Annotated in this window: 11 protein-coding genes; 7 read left to right on the top strand and 4 right to left on the bottom strand. The window is 70.0% G+C overall.

Features of this window, described 5'->3' with window-relative positions; translation table 11 throughout:
- The first annotated feature begins 58 nt into the window (after positions 1 to 58).
- Positions 59 to 1,822 carry a hypothetical protein gene (locus PHA84_RS11470; protein ID WP_270888235.1) on the top strand — a complete coding sequence of 588 codons (1,764 nt, stop codon included), beginning with the start codon at positions 59 to 61 and terminating at the stop codon, positions 1,820 to 1,822.
- A 58-nt stretch (positions 1,823 to 1,880) separates the two neighbouring features.
- The gene (locus PHA84_RS11465) at positions 1,881 to 3,551 is read left to right on the top strand and encodes a glycosyl hydrolase family 79 C-terminal domain-containing protein (RefSeq protein WP_270888234.1); all 1,671 of its coding nucleotides are present in this window, start codon (positions 1,881 to 1,883) and stop codon (positions 3,549 to 3,551) included.
- Between the two features lie 48 nt (positions 3,552 to 3,599).
- On the opposite strand, the gene larC is transcribed toward PHA84_RS11465, so the two are convergent.
- The 3 genes from larC to PHA84_RS11450 all read right to left on the bottom strand — a co-directional run bounded on the left by larC (position 3,600) and on the right by PHA84_RS11450 (position 8,251).
- A complete protein-coding gene (larC, locus tag PHA84_RS11460; protein ID WP_270888233.1) occupies positions 3,600 to 4,913 on the bottom strand; it encodes a nickel pincer cofactor biosynthesis protein LarC in 1,314 nt (437 codons plus the stop codon).
- 94 nt (positions 4,914 to 5,007) lie between these two features.
- On the bottom strand, positions 5,008 to 6,789 hold the full coding sequence (gene uidA, locus PHA84_RS11455; protein WP_270888232.1) for a beta-glucuronidase: 1,782 nt from the start codon (positions 6,787 to 6,789) through the stop codon (positions 5,008 to 5,010).
- 166 nt (positions 6,790 to 6,955) lie between these two features.
- A complete protein-coding gene (locus tag PHA84_RS11450) occupies positions 6,956 to 8,251 on the bottom strand; it encodes a lactate racemase domain-containing protein (protein WP_270888231.1) in 1,296 nt (431 codons plus the stop codon).
- A 136-nt stretch (positions 8,252 to 8,387) separates the two neighbouring features.
- On the opposite strand from PHA84_RS11450, the gene larE reads away from it, so the two are divergent.
- The 4 genes from larE to PHA84_RS11430 all read left to right on the top strand — a co-directional run bounded on the left by larE (position 8,388) and on the right by PHA84_RS11430 (position 10,805).
- Positions 8,388 to 9,239, top strand: coding sequence for an ATP-dependent sacrificial sulfur transferase LarE (gene larE, locus PHA84_RS11445; protein ID WP_270888230.1), 852 nt, complete (start codon positions 8,388 to 8,390; stop codon positions 9,237 to 9,239).
- On the top strand, positions 9,232 to 9,933 hold the full coding sequence (larB, locus tag PHA84_RS11440) for a nickel pincer cofactor biosynthesis protein LarB (protein ID WP_270888229.1): 702 nt from the start codon (positions 9,232 to 9,234) through the stop codon (positions 9,931 to 9,933). The genes larE and larB overlap by 8 nt, the downstream gene beginning before the upstream one ends.
- A 200-nt stretch (positions 9,934 to 10,133) precedes the next feature.
- Complete coding sequence (locus PHA84_RS11435; protein ID WP_270888228.1) at positions 10,134 to 10,340, top strand: hypothetical protein; 207 nt, start codon at positions 10,134 to 10,136, stop codon at positions 10,338 to 10,340.
- Between the two features lie 66 nt (positions 10,341 to 10,406).
- Positions 10,407 to 10,805, top strand: coding sequence for a nuclear transport factor 2 family protein (locus PHA84_RS11430; protein WP_270888227.1), 399 nt, complete (start codon positions 10,407 to 10,409; stop codon positions 10,803 to 10,805).
- A 48-nt stretch (positions 10,806 to 10,853) separates the two neighbouring features.
- Here the strand turns inward: PHA84_RS11430 and PHA84_RS11425 are convergent, their stop codons facing one another.
- The gene (locus PHA84_RS11425; protein ID WP_270888226.1) at positions 10,854 to 14,075 is read right to left on the bottom strand and encodes a LamG-like jellyroll fold domain-containing protein; all 3,222 of its coding nucleotides are present in this window, start codon (positions 14,073 to 14,075) and stop codon (positions 10,854 to 10,856) included.
- A gap of 337 nt (positions 14,076 to 14,412) precedes the next feature.
- Here PHA84_RS11425 and PHA84_RS11420 point away from each other — a divergent pair, with 337 nt between their 5' ends.
- Positions 14,413 to 15,384, top strand: coding sequence for a hypothetical protein (locus PHA84_RS11420; protein WP_270888225.1), 972 nt, complete (start codon positions 14,413 to 14,415; stop codon positions 15,382 to 15,384).
- Positions 15,385 to 15,418: the final 34 nt, after the last annotated feature.

Here is a 15,418-nt window from a genome sequence, read left to right as displayed (position 1 = left end):
GTTCAGGCTGTCAGATAACGTTTTCTGAGCGGAAATCCAGACTACAACCATTGGGGCGTTGCTCGTGTTCACACCGTTCTCCTCACCTCATCCCGTCCGCAGCGCCCGAAGCCGAGATCGCCGTCGGGCCGTCCGCAGCCTGCTGGCCGCCGGCGCCGTCTCGGCGCTGGCCCTGTCGGCCTACGCCGCGCCCAGCTTCGCCAGCGACGGCTCCCAGCCCGTCGCCGGAGCCACCGGCGCCGATGGCACTGGCGCCGATGGCACTGGCGCGGGTGCCTCCGTGCGGCTCGACCCCCGCCACGAGGAGGGTGGCGCAGTCCCGCAGAACTTCGTGGGCCTGAGCCTCGAGTGGTCGCTGGTCGAGCGCTACATGGGACCGAACGCCCGTCCTGCTTTCGCCAACCTGCTGAAGAACCTCGGCACAGGCGTGCTTCGCATCGGCGGCTCGTCGCAGGACCTCATGCCGTTCGTGCCCGACGCGACGAACACGAACGAGGTCGTCACCCCGGACGACCTCGCCCTCATCCGCTCCACCCTGGACGCGACCAACGCCGGGGACGCCGACACCGCGCGCCCCGCGTGGGGGGTCGTCCTGGGGACGGCGATGTCACCGCCCAGTGACCGCAGACCGTTCGTCAGCCCGGACCACGCCCACACCTTCGTGACCCAGGGAGTGGCCCCTGCCTTCTCGGGCAAGGCCGCCCGGTACGTCGCCGGCATCGAGCTGGGCAACGAGACGGACCTGTCCTACGGAGCGAGCCGGTATGGCGCCTACCTGGACGACCTGCGTACGTACTCCGCGCGCGGAGTAACGGGCCCCTTCCCGGTCATCGCACCGAACACCAGCGAGGACATCCTGCCGTGGCAGACCATCGCCGCAGGGCCGACCCGGTACTTCTGGAACTGGCCGCAGATCCTCGACGTCTTCGCGCCTGGGGCCAAGACTCGGGCGGGAGCGTTCGGCGCCTACGCCAGCGACCACTTCTACCCGCTCGCCCGGACCTGCAACGGGAAGCCATACCGCTGCGCGACGATTCCCGCCCTGCTCTCCGACGAGCATATGCAGAGCCTCGACTACCAGGTCTACGAGCACGCTGAGGAGGCTGCCCGCCACGGCCTCGGCTACCGCCTCGAGGAGACGAACACCGCGGCGGGACGCGGCGCGGACGGCGTGAGCAACGTCGCCGCGAGCGCGACGTACGCCCTCGACATGATGTTCAACGCAGCCTGCCCGCAGCCACCACAGGCCCCGTCGGCGAACACCGCGTGCGGCACCGGCGCGATCGGCGTCAACCTGCACAACGCCGAGGTCCGCGCGTTCTTCTCCCCTGAGGAGGGGAACGGCTACTACAACGCCGTCGACTATGACCCGTCGCCGGCGATGGGAGCCCCGACAGCGGCCCCGGAGTACTACGCCCTGTTGCTGTTCTCCAAGTTCGCGCAGGGCACGTCGGGCCTGCGGCCGGTGGCTGTCTCGACCGACGACCCCACCGCCGGCAACCAGGTCAAGGCCTGGCGGGTGGAGGGCAGCGCCGCGGAGCGCCGGCTGTTCCTGATCAACAAGTCCGACCGCCCGGTGACCCTGACCGTCGACGCGCCCGGCTCGTCCGCTCTCGTGGACCGCATGACGCCCTACGACCCCACCGGCGCCGGCAAGACCCTGGACGCCGCGCAGGTGCGCATCGACGGCCGCCAGGTGGCGGCCGACGGCACGTGGCCGGGCTTCGACGCAACCCAGGAGCAGATCAAGGGCGACCGGCTGACGATGACCCTGGGAGCAGGGGAGGCGTCGGTCATCGCGATCCACCAGCACGACGACTGACGAGCTGTGCAGCCGCCCGCCGGGGCGCGACAACCACCATGACAAAGGAGTCAGTCAGATGAGCGACACGTCCACGACGGTGACCCGTCGAGGGAGAAGCCGGCGAGGCCTCCGACGGTCGGTGCTGGCAACAGCAGCGGTCGCCGGGATCGCCCTCGCCGCAGGGACCGGTGCCGTCGGTAGCACAACCACTGGCGCAGGCGCGAGCACGGCCTTCACGCTGACCGCGACCAAGAACGACCAGAACCCCCGGATCACCGGGGACAACCAGGGCTTCTCCGTCGAGTCCGCCGACTTCGCCCACGGCTTTCTCACCAAGGCCCTGCTGTCCCAGCGGTTGAAGACCTTGGGACGCCACGGCGTGGTTCGGCTGGGTGGGTACTCGATGGACCTGGTGTGGCCGGCGTTCGGACGGTACAGCAGCACAGCCGCTCCGCCGGAGGCAATCGGAGGCACCGTCGACCAGGCCGACCTGGACGGCCTGAAGGCACTTCTGGACGACTCCGGGTGGAAGGTCACGCTCGGCGTCCCGCTGAAGAAGCTCCTCGACCCCTCACAGGTGAAGAGCCCCACCAAGGACCCGTCGCCGGCCGTGACGATCGACCAGGTCGTCGCGGAGGTCAAGGCCGCACACGACACGCTCGGCGACGACCTGCTGTCCGTCGAGCTGGGCAACGAGTTCGACAACGTCAGCACCCTCACCGGTGCCGAGTACTACACCAAGCTCAAGGAGGTCGCTGCGGAGCTCCGCGCCGGGGTCCCCGGAGTCGACCTGAAGCTGACGGGCCCCTCCGCCAACACCTCGACAGCCAACACCAGACTCGACCAGTTCGTCACCGCGGTGGCGGCCGACACCTCCAGCGACCCCCGACGGCTGCTGTCCGAGATCACGTCCCACTGGTACCCCGGAAGCCACTGCGGCTCCTCGAACGTCAGCATCCCGACGCTCATGTCGGCCAGCACGTGGACCAAGACCCAGACGAAGCTGGACGGCGTCATGGCGCTCCAGGACCGGCTGTCCCACCCGGTCCCGATGGTCGTGAACGAGTCGAACAGCGCCTCGTGCAGCGGCCAGCCGGGGGTCAGTGACAGCTATGCCACCTCCCTGTGGTCGCTCGACTACCTGCTCCAGGCGGCCAAGGCGGGCATCGGCCGGGTTGCCCTGCATACGAACACCAAGGCGATCTGCGGCGACTTCAAGGAGCGGAGCTCGGCCGACTACCCGGTCTCCTACCGGTACTACGGCGCCTTCTGCGCCAAGGACCAGGCTGAGCTTGACCAGGACAAGGTGTCCCCGACACCGCTGTACTACGGCCTCTGGGCCTTCCGTCAGGTTCCGGAAGGCGGCCGGTTCCTCGACCTCGACCTTCCTACGAGCGCCCTGCCCCAGCTGCGCGCGTACGCGGTGGAGGGTCCGCAAGGCACAGTGACCGCGGTGCTGGTCAACGTCCAAGACCCCACTTCACTCACGAGCACCGCTGACGCCGTCACCCTCACCCTGCCCTCGACCTTCCAGAAGGCCGAGCAGGTCACCTTGAAGAGCGACGCTCCGGGCGGGCTGAGCTCGACCGACGCCTCGGCCATCAGCCTGGGAGGACGGCAGGTGCTGGCCAACGGTGCGGCCGACGGTGTGCCGACCTCGGTCCCGGCCGACGTGCAGCAGAAGTCCGCGACGGTCACGGTCCCGGCCGGCACTGCGTCGATCGTGACGTTCTCCCACGACGAGTGACCATGGCCCTGCCCACCCGTCACCCGGTCGGGACGGTGCCGAGGGCTGTCAGGCTGGGGTTGGGCTCCCGGGTGGAACAACGCCCGGCACGATGCCCGCCGCTGCGGCCGCCACAGCGGCCTCGTCCAGTACCTGCCGTACGGGAAGCGCGCAGGCACGCGCCGCACTCAGCGCGTCCTCGAACTCCGGGGTGGCGTGCAGGACCTCGCCCTGGACATCCGTCGAGATCTTGACCCGCACGGTGTGCCCCCGAACGGACACCGGGCGCCAGTCCCTGCGCAGCGTGGTCCGTGCGACCGGATGCTCACGGATGCCGAACGTCGTCGTCTGCCTGAACACCAGCTCCCGCAGACCTTCTCGGCTCCCGGCGTGGCACAGCACCGACAAGGTGTGCGCGGGGCGACCCTTCTTCATCAGGATGGGCGTCAACCACGCGTCGGCGGCACCGGCGTCCAGGAGCAGCGCCAGGACCTCCGGCCACACACGCGGGTCGAGGTCGTCGACGTTGGCCTCCAGCACCAACAGCCGCTCCTGGTCCAGCCCGGAGCCGTGCCCCGCGGCCGCGACACCGGCTGGTGCACCGGTCCGCGCACCAGCCGGCTCCGCCACGGCCAGCGGGCCGCGCACCACCCGCACGACGTTGGGCCGCCCGGGGGTGTCCTTGCTGCCGGCACCGACCCCGACGGCGTCGACCTGCAGAGGCGGTAGGTCGCCGCTGGCTGACGCCAGGCCGCGAACGAGGGCCATGCCCGTGGGTGTCGCCAGCTCGCCCTCGCCACCGGAGAGCACCGGCCACCCTGTGCTCAGCTGAAGCGTCGCGGGTGCCGGGACCGGTACGTCACCGTGCGCTGTACGCGTCCGGCCGGATCCCAGGGCCACCGCGCTCGCCGTGACATCCGTGACGCCGAGCAGGTCCACGGCGGCGACGACGCCCAGGACGTCCGCGATCGAGTCCCACGCCCCGACCTCGTGGAAGTGGACCTCGTCGACCTGCACCCCGTGCACGCGCGCCTCCGCCTCGGCGAGTAGACCGAAGACTGTGAGGGAGGCCTGCCGTACCTGCTCCGGCAGGGCTGCCTCGGTCAGCAGCGACCTGATCTCGCGCCACGTCCGATGAGGCTGGTCCTCGACCAGCAGCCGCACGTCGACCTTGAGGGCCCGCAGCCCCGCGCGGGTGACGGTGGCCGTCTCGAGCAGAACAGTGCCGGGCAGGACCGTGTCGACGGCAGCTTGGACCCCGGCCAGGTCGGCGCCCGCGTCGACGAGTGCGCCGAGCAGCATGTCTCCGGCGACGCCGGCACTGGCGTCGACCCACAGGTGGTGAGCCGGACCGGGGTCCGGTGACGTGGTCATGGAGCTCATGGAGAAGCACGGTAGCCGGGCAGCCCCGTTCCGTTGGCAGGGAACCGGCGACGCAGGTGCTCCGGGGCGTGTCCGGCCTCAACCGACGCCCACGTCACCTCGCCTCGGTCCAGCGACGGCGCAGCGCGAACGCGGCGGACTTCGGGCGGCGGTCGCGCGTGAACACGCCCTTCTTGTTGCCGTCGACCCGCACGATGCCGGACGTCGTCGCGAAGTCGGCGAAGTTCCAGACCTGCTCTCCGACGACGGCCTCGACGGAGTCGAACACCCGATGGTTCATCTCCAGGTACTCGACCTGGTACTCCTCGCTCCAGGGCTGCGGGATGAGGGAGTGGTTGCCGCTGAGCGTGTCGGCGCCGTACTCGGTGATGACGATCGGCTTGCCGTCCGATGCCCAGCTCTGCAGCTCGCGGCGCCACGCGTCCTCCGCGGCAGCCAGGTCACCGGTGTGCACGTACCAGCCGTAGTAGCGGTTGAGCATGAGCACGTCGGCGAACTGCGACACGCGGCACTCACCGTGCGGGGCCAGCATGACGTTGACGAAGCCCACGGGCCGGGTGGGGTCCGCCTGTCGCGCCACGTCGAACAGCGGCCGGAAGTAGCTCTCGGCGGCCTCCGTCTGTGACTCCGGCTCGTTGGCGACCGACCAGAGCACCACGCTGGGATGGTTCTTGTCGCGGGCGACGAGCTCGCGGATCGCCTGCGCATGGACCTCTCGCGTGGTGTCGTTGATGGTCTCGGGGGAGAAGGTGGTGTAGCCCTGGCCGCCGAGGATCCCGCCGCCGAGGCCCATGTTGAGCCCGACCGCCGCGGTCTCGTCGATCACGACGATCCCATGCCTGTCCGCGTAGTCGAGCACGTCCTCGCTGTACGGGTAGTGCGACGTGCGGAACGAGTTCGCGCCGATCCAGTGCAGCAGCTCGAAGTCGTGGACGAGGTGCGCGTTGTTGTGTCCCTTGCCGAGCACCGCGTGGTCCTCATGCATGCCGAACCCCCTGAAGTAGAAGGGCTCTCCGTTGACGAGGAACTCAGTGCCGCGGACCTCGACGGTGCGGACGCCGACGTGCTGGTGGATGGAGTCGCGGACCGTCCCACCGTGGTCGACGAGCTGGACCTCGAGGTCGTACAGGTAGGGGCTCCCCGGAGCCCACAGCCTGACGTCGGGCACCTCGAGTGAGCCGTACTCGCCGATGCCGGTGGCGACCTCGTCGCCCTGTGCGTTCCTGAGCACCACGTGTACCTCGAGCTCCTCGCGGTCGACGGCCTGGACGGTCCAGCCCACCGAGCCGGTGCTCCCGAGGAAACCTGTCGTGACGGTGAGGTCCTCGATGCGAGCCCCTGGCGTGGCGGACAGCCACACCGAGCGGTGCAGTCCTGCGTAGTTGAAGAAGTCGTGCCAGTACCTCTGACGGGGGCCGGCCGCAGTCTGCTCCACGACTCCGGGAGGGATGGACTGGAAGCTCAGCGAGGTGTTCACCAGGGCGGTGACCCGGATCACTTCGCCCGGCGTGACGAGGTCGGTGATGTCGGCCTCGAACGGGGTGTAGCCACCCTCATGGCGGACGACCTCGAGGTCGTCGACCCAGACGGTGGCGCGGTGCGTGGCCGACTCGAAGTGCAGGACCACCCTGTGTCCGTCCCAGCCCCGGGGCACCCGCACGGTCCGCTGGTACCAGGCGTCGCCGACGTGGTCGCGAACCGCCGCGTCAGCCGTGAGGTCGTTGAAGCTTGCCGGCACCGCCATGTCGCGCGCCTCGGTGAGCGAGCCGGCATACCAGCGGTTCTGCACGCCCACCGCGTCGGCATCCAGCCGGAACGCCCAGATGCCGTCCAGCGTCTTCCGCTCGCGGGTGGAGGTGTCCTGGGGGCGCAGCATGATGGGCCTCTCGCATTCGCAGTGTCTATCGGGTGGTTGCCAGGTCGGGGTGGTTGTCACCATTGACCCAGGAGTTGGGCAGGAGGTCCAAGCGGTTGCCGGCAATTGCCACGGACGCCCGGGAGATCACGGTGCAGCCACCGCCGTGATCGCGTACGACGACGGCTCAACGCAGCCGGAAGAGGACCTCGCCCGCATTGGGCACCACGAAGGTCTCGCCGTCGGCCTCGGCTGCCGCAAGATCGATCGAGGCGAGGTCGACGTAGCCCAGGTTCGCCTGCCGGCACTGCTCCTCTGGGATGCGGGTGGCAAGGGTGACCTTGACCCGAAGCCGCTCCTGCCCGGTCTCCGGGTCGTACGTGCCGGCCCCCCGCAGGTGGGTGGAGTGAGCCAGGGTGCCCCAGTGGATGTGCTTGAAGCGGTCCCACTGCTTCACGAAGTAGTCGCGGCAGTGGTAGCCGATCTCGAGGATCTCCGGGTGGCTCGTGGAGATCGAGGTGATGTGGGGCGCGTAGAGGATCACCTCACCTCCGTCGGCGACCACGGGCTCGAGCTTGTAGAAGCCCTTGGCGCCGGTCCAGATGTCCTCGTACATCGGTGGGATCACCGAGATGACCCGCGCGACGGGGGCGTCGAGGTAGTGGACGTGAGTGGCTGCGCAGACCTCTGCCGCGCTCGCCCAGGACGCGATGGTGTCGCCGAACGAGATGGAGTGCAGGTCGGTGGTCCCGGCCTCGCCGACGACGCAGAAGGCCAGCTTCTCGGCGGGGACGAGGGCGGCGCCCTCGTTGATGAGGGCCCGGACCGGAGTGACGGACGTCGTGCCGATGATCTCGGCGGACGTGATCAGCGCCCCGATCCAGTGCGAGACGTCGATGATGTCCTGGCCCGCGACACCGGGGAAGAAGTACTTGTTGCCGCCGGAGATGCCGACGACCTCATGCGGCAGCACCGGCCCCACCACGAGGGCGATGTCGTGCTCCACCACCGCCTTGTTGAGCAGCACCGGGACGTCCATCGTGAGCCGACCCTCCGAGAGCTCTGCGAGGCGTGACGCGGGGATGGTGCCGAGGTCAGCGAACGTGTCCGGGTCCCACCACTCGTGGTTGACGACCGTCATCCCCGGATACGTCTCCTCGAGCCGGCCGGGCTCGTACCCCAGGTGCCGCGCCAGCGCCTGCTCACTCATCGGCTGGTGCGTGCCGAGCGCGATCAGGGTGGTCATCCGCGTCGCGCGACCGTGCAGCGCAGCGTGGACCGCCCCGACCAGCAGGGGTAGGGGACAGGTGCGGGTCCCGTCGGGGACGACGATGCAGACGCTCTTGCCGTCGACGTCGGTCGCCGCGAGCTGTTCGGCGATGAAGCCCTTCACCTGCTCGGCGGTGAGTACGCCGTGCTCGTCGCCAAGGCGTGCGGCGCGCCCGGCCGCCTGCGCGGGGCTCTCCTCGGTGGTCGTCGTCATGGCCTCACTCTTGCCTCGGGTCCGGGGTCTGGCAAGACGCCCGGACAGCTGGTGGCAACCTGTGGACGCCGGTGCCCGCGGGTGCCCAACATGGCGCGCTGCGCATGCAGAGGACACAGGTGAGAAGGTGAGGAGCATGCACCACGACGTCACGTTCGGCTCGGACCAGCAGGCTGTCGACCACGTCCTCGAAAGCCTCTCCGGCTATCGACGCGTCGGCGTCGCGTACTCGGGCGGGGTCGACTCCGCCACGCTGCTCGCCCTCGCCGTTCGCGCGCTCGGGCCCCAGCGGGTCGTCGCGGTCCTGGGGGTGTCTGCGAGCCTCGCCCGTGACGAGCGCTCGGGCGCCCACGAGGTGGCCTCCTTCATCGGCGCCCCCGTCGTCGAGGTCCCCACCCATGAAGCTGACAACCCGGCATACCAGCGCAATGGTCCCGACCGGTGCTTCCACTGCAAGGACGAGCTGTTCACCCGCATCGCCGACTCCGTCGTCGAGCAGTACGGGCTCGATGCCGTCGCCTACGGCGAGAACGCCGACGACGCCCGCCGCCTCGACCGCCCGGGATCACGCGCCGCGACCGACCACCACGTGCTGCGGCCGCTGGCCGACGCCGGTCTGGACAAGGCGGCCGTACGCCGCATCGCCCGGGCGCTGGAGCTGCCCTGTGCCGACAAGCCGGCCGCCCCCTGCCTCGCCTCACGGATCCCACACTTCGAGGAGGTGTCGCCCGAGAAGCTCGCCCAGGTGGAGGCTGCGGAGGCGGGCCTGCGCTCCCTGGGGTTCGTCGACTGCCGCGTGCGGCACCACGGAGAGGTCGCCCGCGTCGAGCTGCCGACTGAGGACCTGACGAGGGCCCTAGAGCCTGCGATGCGTGACCGGGTGAGAGCGGCCGTCAGAACGGCCGGCTTCCGTTTCGTCACAGTGGATCTCGCGGGTCTCCAGTCAGGCGCGTTCACCCTTCCGCTGGTGGCGGTCGGACGTGGCTGACCCGGCGTGGCAGCCGGGGGACCAGCTGCGGGGCATTGCCGAGCTGGACCTCGACCGCGCCGCTCGACGGGGTTATCCCGAAGCCGTCTACTGCGAAGGCAAGACGGCCGTGCACGTGGGTGCGATCGCTGCGGAGGTCGGGCGCCGCGGGGCCCGCACGCTGTTCACGCGGGCACAGCCGCAGCATGCCGCGGCGGTGCTGGCGCGGCTGCCGGATGCCGCGTACGACGAGACGGCGAGGCTGCTCGCCTGGCCGGCGGAGCCTCCTGTCCCGACCGGTGGACCCGTGCTCGTGGTCGCCGCTGGAACGTCGGATCTCCCGGTGGCCGCCGAGGCGCTGCTCACAGCTCGACACCTGGGCAGGTCCGCCGAGCTCGTGGTGGACGTGGGTGTGGCAGGCCTGCATCGGGTGCTGGGGCGGCTCGAGCAGCTCCGGTCCGCGCGCTGCATCGTCGTGGTGGCAGGGATGGACGGTGCCCTGCCGACCGTCGTGGCGGGGTTGGTCTCGGCTCCGGTCGTGGCAGTGCCGACGTCCGTGGGGTACGGGGCTGCCTTCGAGGGGCTGGCTCCCCTCCTGACGATGCTCAACAGCTGTGCGCCCGGGGTGGCGGTGGTCAACATCGACAACGGGTACGGCGCAGGGCACTTCGCAGCCCAGGTCGCCGCGTCGGTACCGCAGGCGGATGGCTCCTGACTGCCGGATGGCTCCTGACCGCCGGTCCTGACCGCTGGCACGCCAACCGTTCGCACTGGGCGCGGGCTGTGGTCGTACCTAGCCTGTTCGGCCCAACATTCTCCGAGTATCGCCCACGGCCTTGACCAATCCTTGAAGGGATCTTTACCTCCCCTTTACTATCGGCTCACAGCGCACGTCCGTCTTGAGAGTGAAGGCCGATGACAGTGACCACCCGGTTGTCCCGCGGGCACTTCCGCATCTTCGACGAGCTTGGCGCGGCGCTGGGCAACGTCGACGGTGACTTCGGCGTGGGTTTCGAGGCGCGTGACCTCGCAGGGCGGCTGCAGGGCCGGTTCGAGACTTTGGAGGAAGCCGTCAAGTCGCTGCAGCCGGAGTACCTGGACACGGCATCCCAGGCGACCTGACCGACGAAGCACGCGCCGTGCGCCGGCGAGCGCCCGACCTGGGCTCCGAGGCGGCATTCTGGGTGCATGAGTGACCGTGAAGAGTTCCTGGCGTGGGTCAGGACCACGCTGTACCAGGCAGAGCTCGCCCTCCATAACGGCGACCCGGCACCCCGACGGGCCCTGTGGTCCCGCCATGAACCAGTCAGTGTCCTGGGGGCCTGGCGCAACGCCCAAGGCCAGCGCGAGCTCGACGAGCTGTTCGGCGCTCTGGGGCACAGCTTCTCCGACTGCATCTCGTACCGCTGTGAGGTCCTGGCGTACGACGTCGTGGGCGACCTGGCGTACACCGCGGGCCTCGAGCACACCTCGGCGTCCGTGGACGGTCAGCCGCGCTCCTACACGTTGCGGGCCACTCAGGTGTACCGCCGCGAGGGTGGTGAATGGCGCGTGGCCCATCGCCATGCCGACACGATCACTGAGTGACGGTGCGGCTCGGCGGTGTTCGAGAGGTACCACGCTGCCGGGAACGAGTCAGGGAAGGGGGCGGCTCTGGTCGGCCGCGACCTCGGCGGCGCTCAGCGCACGGTTGTAGACCCGGACCTCGTCGATGGCTCCGCTGAACCACTCGCCGGCGATGGTGTTGCCGCCGATGCGCAAAGGCTTGGCCGACGTGCCGATCTTGCCGCTGCGGGGAACCGCCGCGACCTGCAGCCCGTTGACGTACAACCGGTGCGTCACACCGTCATACGTGCTGGCAACATGGGACCAGGTGCCGACGGGCAACACCGCCGGACCCGCGACGGCCACGTCGGACTTGAGCCGTAGGACGGACGACGGGTGGCTGCTGGCGTCACTCGAGTACAACGAGTAGGCCCTGCCGCCGGGGCGCTCCTTGACGAGCACGGAGCGCCAGCCGCTGGTGGTGGTGGGGCGCACCCAAGCCTCCAGGGTCATCCCCGAGGTCAGCCCCAGGCTCGTGCTGTCGGCGATATCGACCCGGTCGTTGACTCCGTCGAAGACCAGTGCGCCACCCAGGCGGCCGCTGGAGGTCCACGACGGCCCGTTCAGAGTGCCGGTGTTGCCCTGGCCGGAAGAGTCAGTAGCCGTGGTGCCGGAGCCCGCGTCGAAGGACCAGGCCCCCACCAGGCCGGGCGGCGGTGGTGTCGCATTCGACACTGTCACCGTGACGGCCGTGGAGGAGCCCACATTGCCCGCGGCGTCCGTCGCCGTGGCGCTGACCGTGTGGAAGCCGTTGGTGCTCGAGGTGGTGTTCCAGATGGCCTGGTAGGGAGGCGACGTGTCCGGGCCTCCCAGTGGGGTCCCGTCCAGGCGCAGCTGCACCGAGGAGACCCCCGTGTCGTCACCCGCCGTTGCCGTGACCGAAACGGTGCCGGAGACGGAGGAGCCGGCCGTTGGGGAGGTGACGGAGACCGTGGGCGCCGTCGTGTCAGCCGTCACGAGAGCCGTTGCCTCCTGTGAGGGTGCGCTCGTGTTGCCCGCCAGGTCGTGGGCGGTGACCTGGTAGTAGTACCGGCCGGCCGCAAGAGGGCTGTCGGTGTACGACGTCCCGGTCACCGTTGCCACCAGAGTCTGGGAAGTGGGGGTGAACCCGGAGGCTGTGCCGCGGTGTACGGCATACCCGGTGACTCCCACATCGTCCGAGGATGCACTCCAGGAGAGTTCCGTGCGGCTCAGGCCGCCTGTCGCGGTGAGTCCCGTCGGCGCGGTCGGGGCCTGGGTGTCACCGTCGTACGGCTGGACGCGGATGGCGCTGATGGCGTTGTCGAAGCCGGTCGGCAGCGACGTCGCCGGACCCGGCAGCATCGTGGTGCAGGTCGTCATGGCGTCGTCGACGCAGATGGTCGCTGCCCACCCGGCGGCAAGGTCAAGCGAGCTCGTCTGGTCGTTCCCCACGGTGGCGAGGTTGCCGCGCGAGGCCCGCCACGTCCCTGGTTCGAGCGGCTGCGCGACGCCGGTCGCCCCCGTGCCCGCGTAGGCGATGGCGGCGGGACCTCCCGAGCGTGTGGCACCGCCTTGGAAGGTGCCTGGTGCGGCGGACCTCACCTGGACGATGGGCGCCACGGAGGGGACCCCGTCGACGTCCACGACGAAGAGCATGTAGTAGCCGGGAGGCGCCTCGGCGGCGTTCGGAGGTGCAGTGATGGTCACCTGCTGACCGGAGGTCGTGAAGCTGAGGGGTAGGTAGCGCTGGCCCTGGTCCTGGGAGTGCGTCGGTGCCCCAAGCCGGATCAGGGCAGCCTTGGCGATCCGGGCGGCCTCCGGCGAGCTCACCGTGAAGGGCCGGTCCAGGGTGACCTGCGAGGGAGCCTGCGCGACCGTCGGTCGAGGCGCCAGGCTGCCGCTGCCGTCGCGCGCGAACAGGTACGGGGGCGAGTAGACCTCGATGTCCTTGCGGAGGTAGCCCTGCTGTTGGCAGGAGCCACAGATGCCGCCGCCACCGGTGAGCACGCGGCCGTCCGGCAGGAGCATGGCGGTCGAGTGGTACTGGCGCACCACGGAGGCGCTGGCCAGGGTGCTCCACGAGTCAGCTGCCGGGTCCCAGCGCTCCGCGGCGTAGACGGCGTTCGCCAGGCTGATGAGGCCGTCACCGGTGACCGACATGCCGCCGGTCGCCAGAAGCGTGCCGTCCGGCAGCAGCGTGAGGTTGTGCTGGCGTCGCCGGTTCGCCATCGGTGCGGCGGCCCTGGTCGCGAGGGTTCCCGAGCGGGTGTCGATGATCGAGGTGGAGCTGTAGGGGACTGCGACGCCGTTGACGGTCGACGAGCCGCCCCCTGTGACGAGGGTGAGTCCCGGCGCGTACGTGGCATAGCTGCCGTAGCTGCGGTCCACGCCGTCCCGGCCGATGCTGGCCTCGAGGGAGCCGGTGCCCCACCAGTTCAGCCGGCGCACCGCGTTGTCGGAGCCTGAGTTGAGGACCCGGCCGTCCGGTGCGCTCTGGAGGAACGGGTAGGCCCGGCCAGACGGTGCGGTGATCCCGGGCAGCTGTCGCACGGAGCCGTCGACGCCCCTGATCTCGGCGATGGTGGGGCCGCCGGCGACGATCAGCGCCTGCCCGTCCATGAGGGCCGCCACAGACGGGTACCAGCGTTCGCCGGCCATGTCGGGGCCTCGTGTCCAGGTCAGGGTCTCCCAGTCGAAGATGTGCGTCAGCCGTATGCCGTTGAGCGCCTGGTCCTTGTTCCCGCCCGCGACGAAGACGCGGCCGTCCGAGAGCTGGACGAAACCGGCGCAGAATATGTTGGCCCCGACCACGTCGATCCTGGTGGAGACCCCCGTGGCCGGGTCCCAGACGGCCGCCCGGGTGAACGTCTGGTCGGGGTAGGACTCCGTGGCGTTGTCCCCGACGGAGTCCCACATGAGGACCTTGCCGTTGGGAAGGAGCGCCGTGAAGGCCGGCACCACGGCGGCGGGCACGACGGGGCCCCACGAGCCCGACACCTCCGGGCCGGCCGCGACGGCGGCGGCTGCCTGCCTCGCGGCGGCACCGGTCGTGGGCCGCCGTCCCACGGCCGGGTTGGCAGTCCGCTCCAGCTGCTCCATGGAGACGCCGACCAGGTCGGTGTGGGCGTGCTCCTCGTCCGTCTGCGTGGCGAGACCGCGCGCTGGGTCGACGTCCTCGACGGAGGCCATACCGGTACCGCTGTGTGCCAGGGCGGCCGAGGCCGCCACAAGGGCGACCAGTGCGCCGCGGGCGAACCGAGAGCCTCGCCGGTGTAGGTCACGGGTGCGCATGGCAGGCCTCTCAGCAAGGGGACTCGGTGCAGCTACCCGCTCCACGCTAGGGGCCGAATCGCTTGTCCAGCAGATGAACCCGCAGCTCTAGCGACGGCCGGACCAAAGATCACCCCTGTGCCCGAGGGCGGTCTCCAGCACGCGGATGACAGGCCTACGACATCGATCGGACGAGCCCCGTCGTCTTCAGGTCCACGCGCCGCTCACCCCCGGGACGACACACACCGGCTGCAGCGCTGACGCGAGTCACTCGCGCACCGGCCGACGCTACATGGGCGCCCTCCTCTCGCCGGGGAGCGGTGCCAGAGGGCCCCGCAACTGAGAGGAGTGGCCTTCGATGTCGACCTTCGGCTGGGTGGTCATGGGATGCTTCGCGGGCATGCACGCCGCGACCTGGGGCGCGTACAAGGACTCGCCGTTCGAAGGGTTCCACTGGGCGAGGTGCCTGCGCAGCATCGTCCTGGCGGTGGCGCTCGCCGTCGCCCTGGTCCGGGTATGGCCGTTCCCCACCGGCCGGGATGTCGTCGTCGTGGCGTTCACGGTCTATGCACTGGAGCGCCTGGCGACGGAGGGCTGGAAGTCCATCCTGCGGGAGAACGACCAGAGCTCCTTCACCATCCCCATGCGTCTGGCGTTCCGCGGTCGCCCGGTCGACCACCGCACCATCCGGTATGCGGCGGGTCTCCTTCTGCTTGCCGCTCTCGGCGGCGCAGCATTGGCGTTGCGCTGGGCCGACGTCTCGTCGTCCCTGTCGAGCTGGCTCGTCGTCGTCGTGGTGGGGGGAGGGTCGGGATGGGCCACGGCGGTCGGTGGCGCCTGGAAGGATGCACCCATCGAGGGCTTCAGCAGCTGGAAGTTCCTCCGAAGCCCGGCGGTGGCGACGGCGTGGGCGGTGCCGCTGTCCATGCGCACCGAGGACTGGCTCCTCCTGAGCCTGGCATCCGCCGGTGCGGCGATCGCCACGATCGAGACCTACAAGACCTTCTTCACCGGGGACCGGCCGCCGGGAAAGTTCGACGGACGACCGACGGCGGCAGGGTCGACCGCCGTACGCAAGGTCGCGGGCTGCGTCCATGCCGTGACGTGGCTGGCCCTCGCGGCGGCCCTGCTGCCAGGCGTGCCGAGCGCGGTGTCCACCGAGCCGGTGAAAGAGCTGGACACCGCCCTCGGCGCCCTGTCGACGCAGCTTCTCATCGTCATTCTTGTCATGGGCATCCTGCGACACACGCTGCGCCTCAAGGGCGATGCCCCTGAGCTGCGACGTCCCGAGACACCGTTGGCGGGTGTCTCGGGACATCGTCGGTCGTGAGGATGGCCTTGGCGAGGCCTGCGAGGCCTGGCAG

Origin of the sequence: Pedococcus sp. 5OH_020, assembly GCF_027812955.1 — a bacterium.
GTDB lineage: Bacteria > Actinomycetota > Actinomycetes > Actinomycetales > Dermatophilaceae > Pedococcus.
Note: the sequence above shows the minus strand (reverse complement) of the source record. Positions and strands in the feature narration are given on the sequence as shown.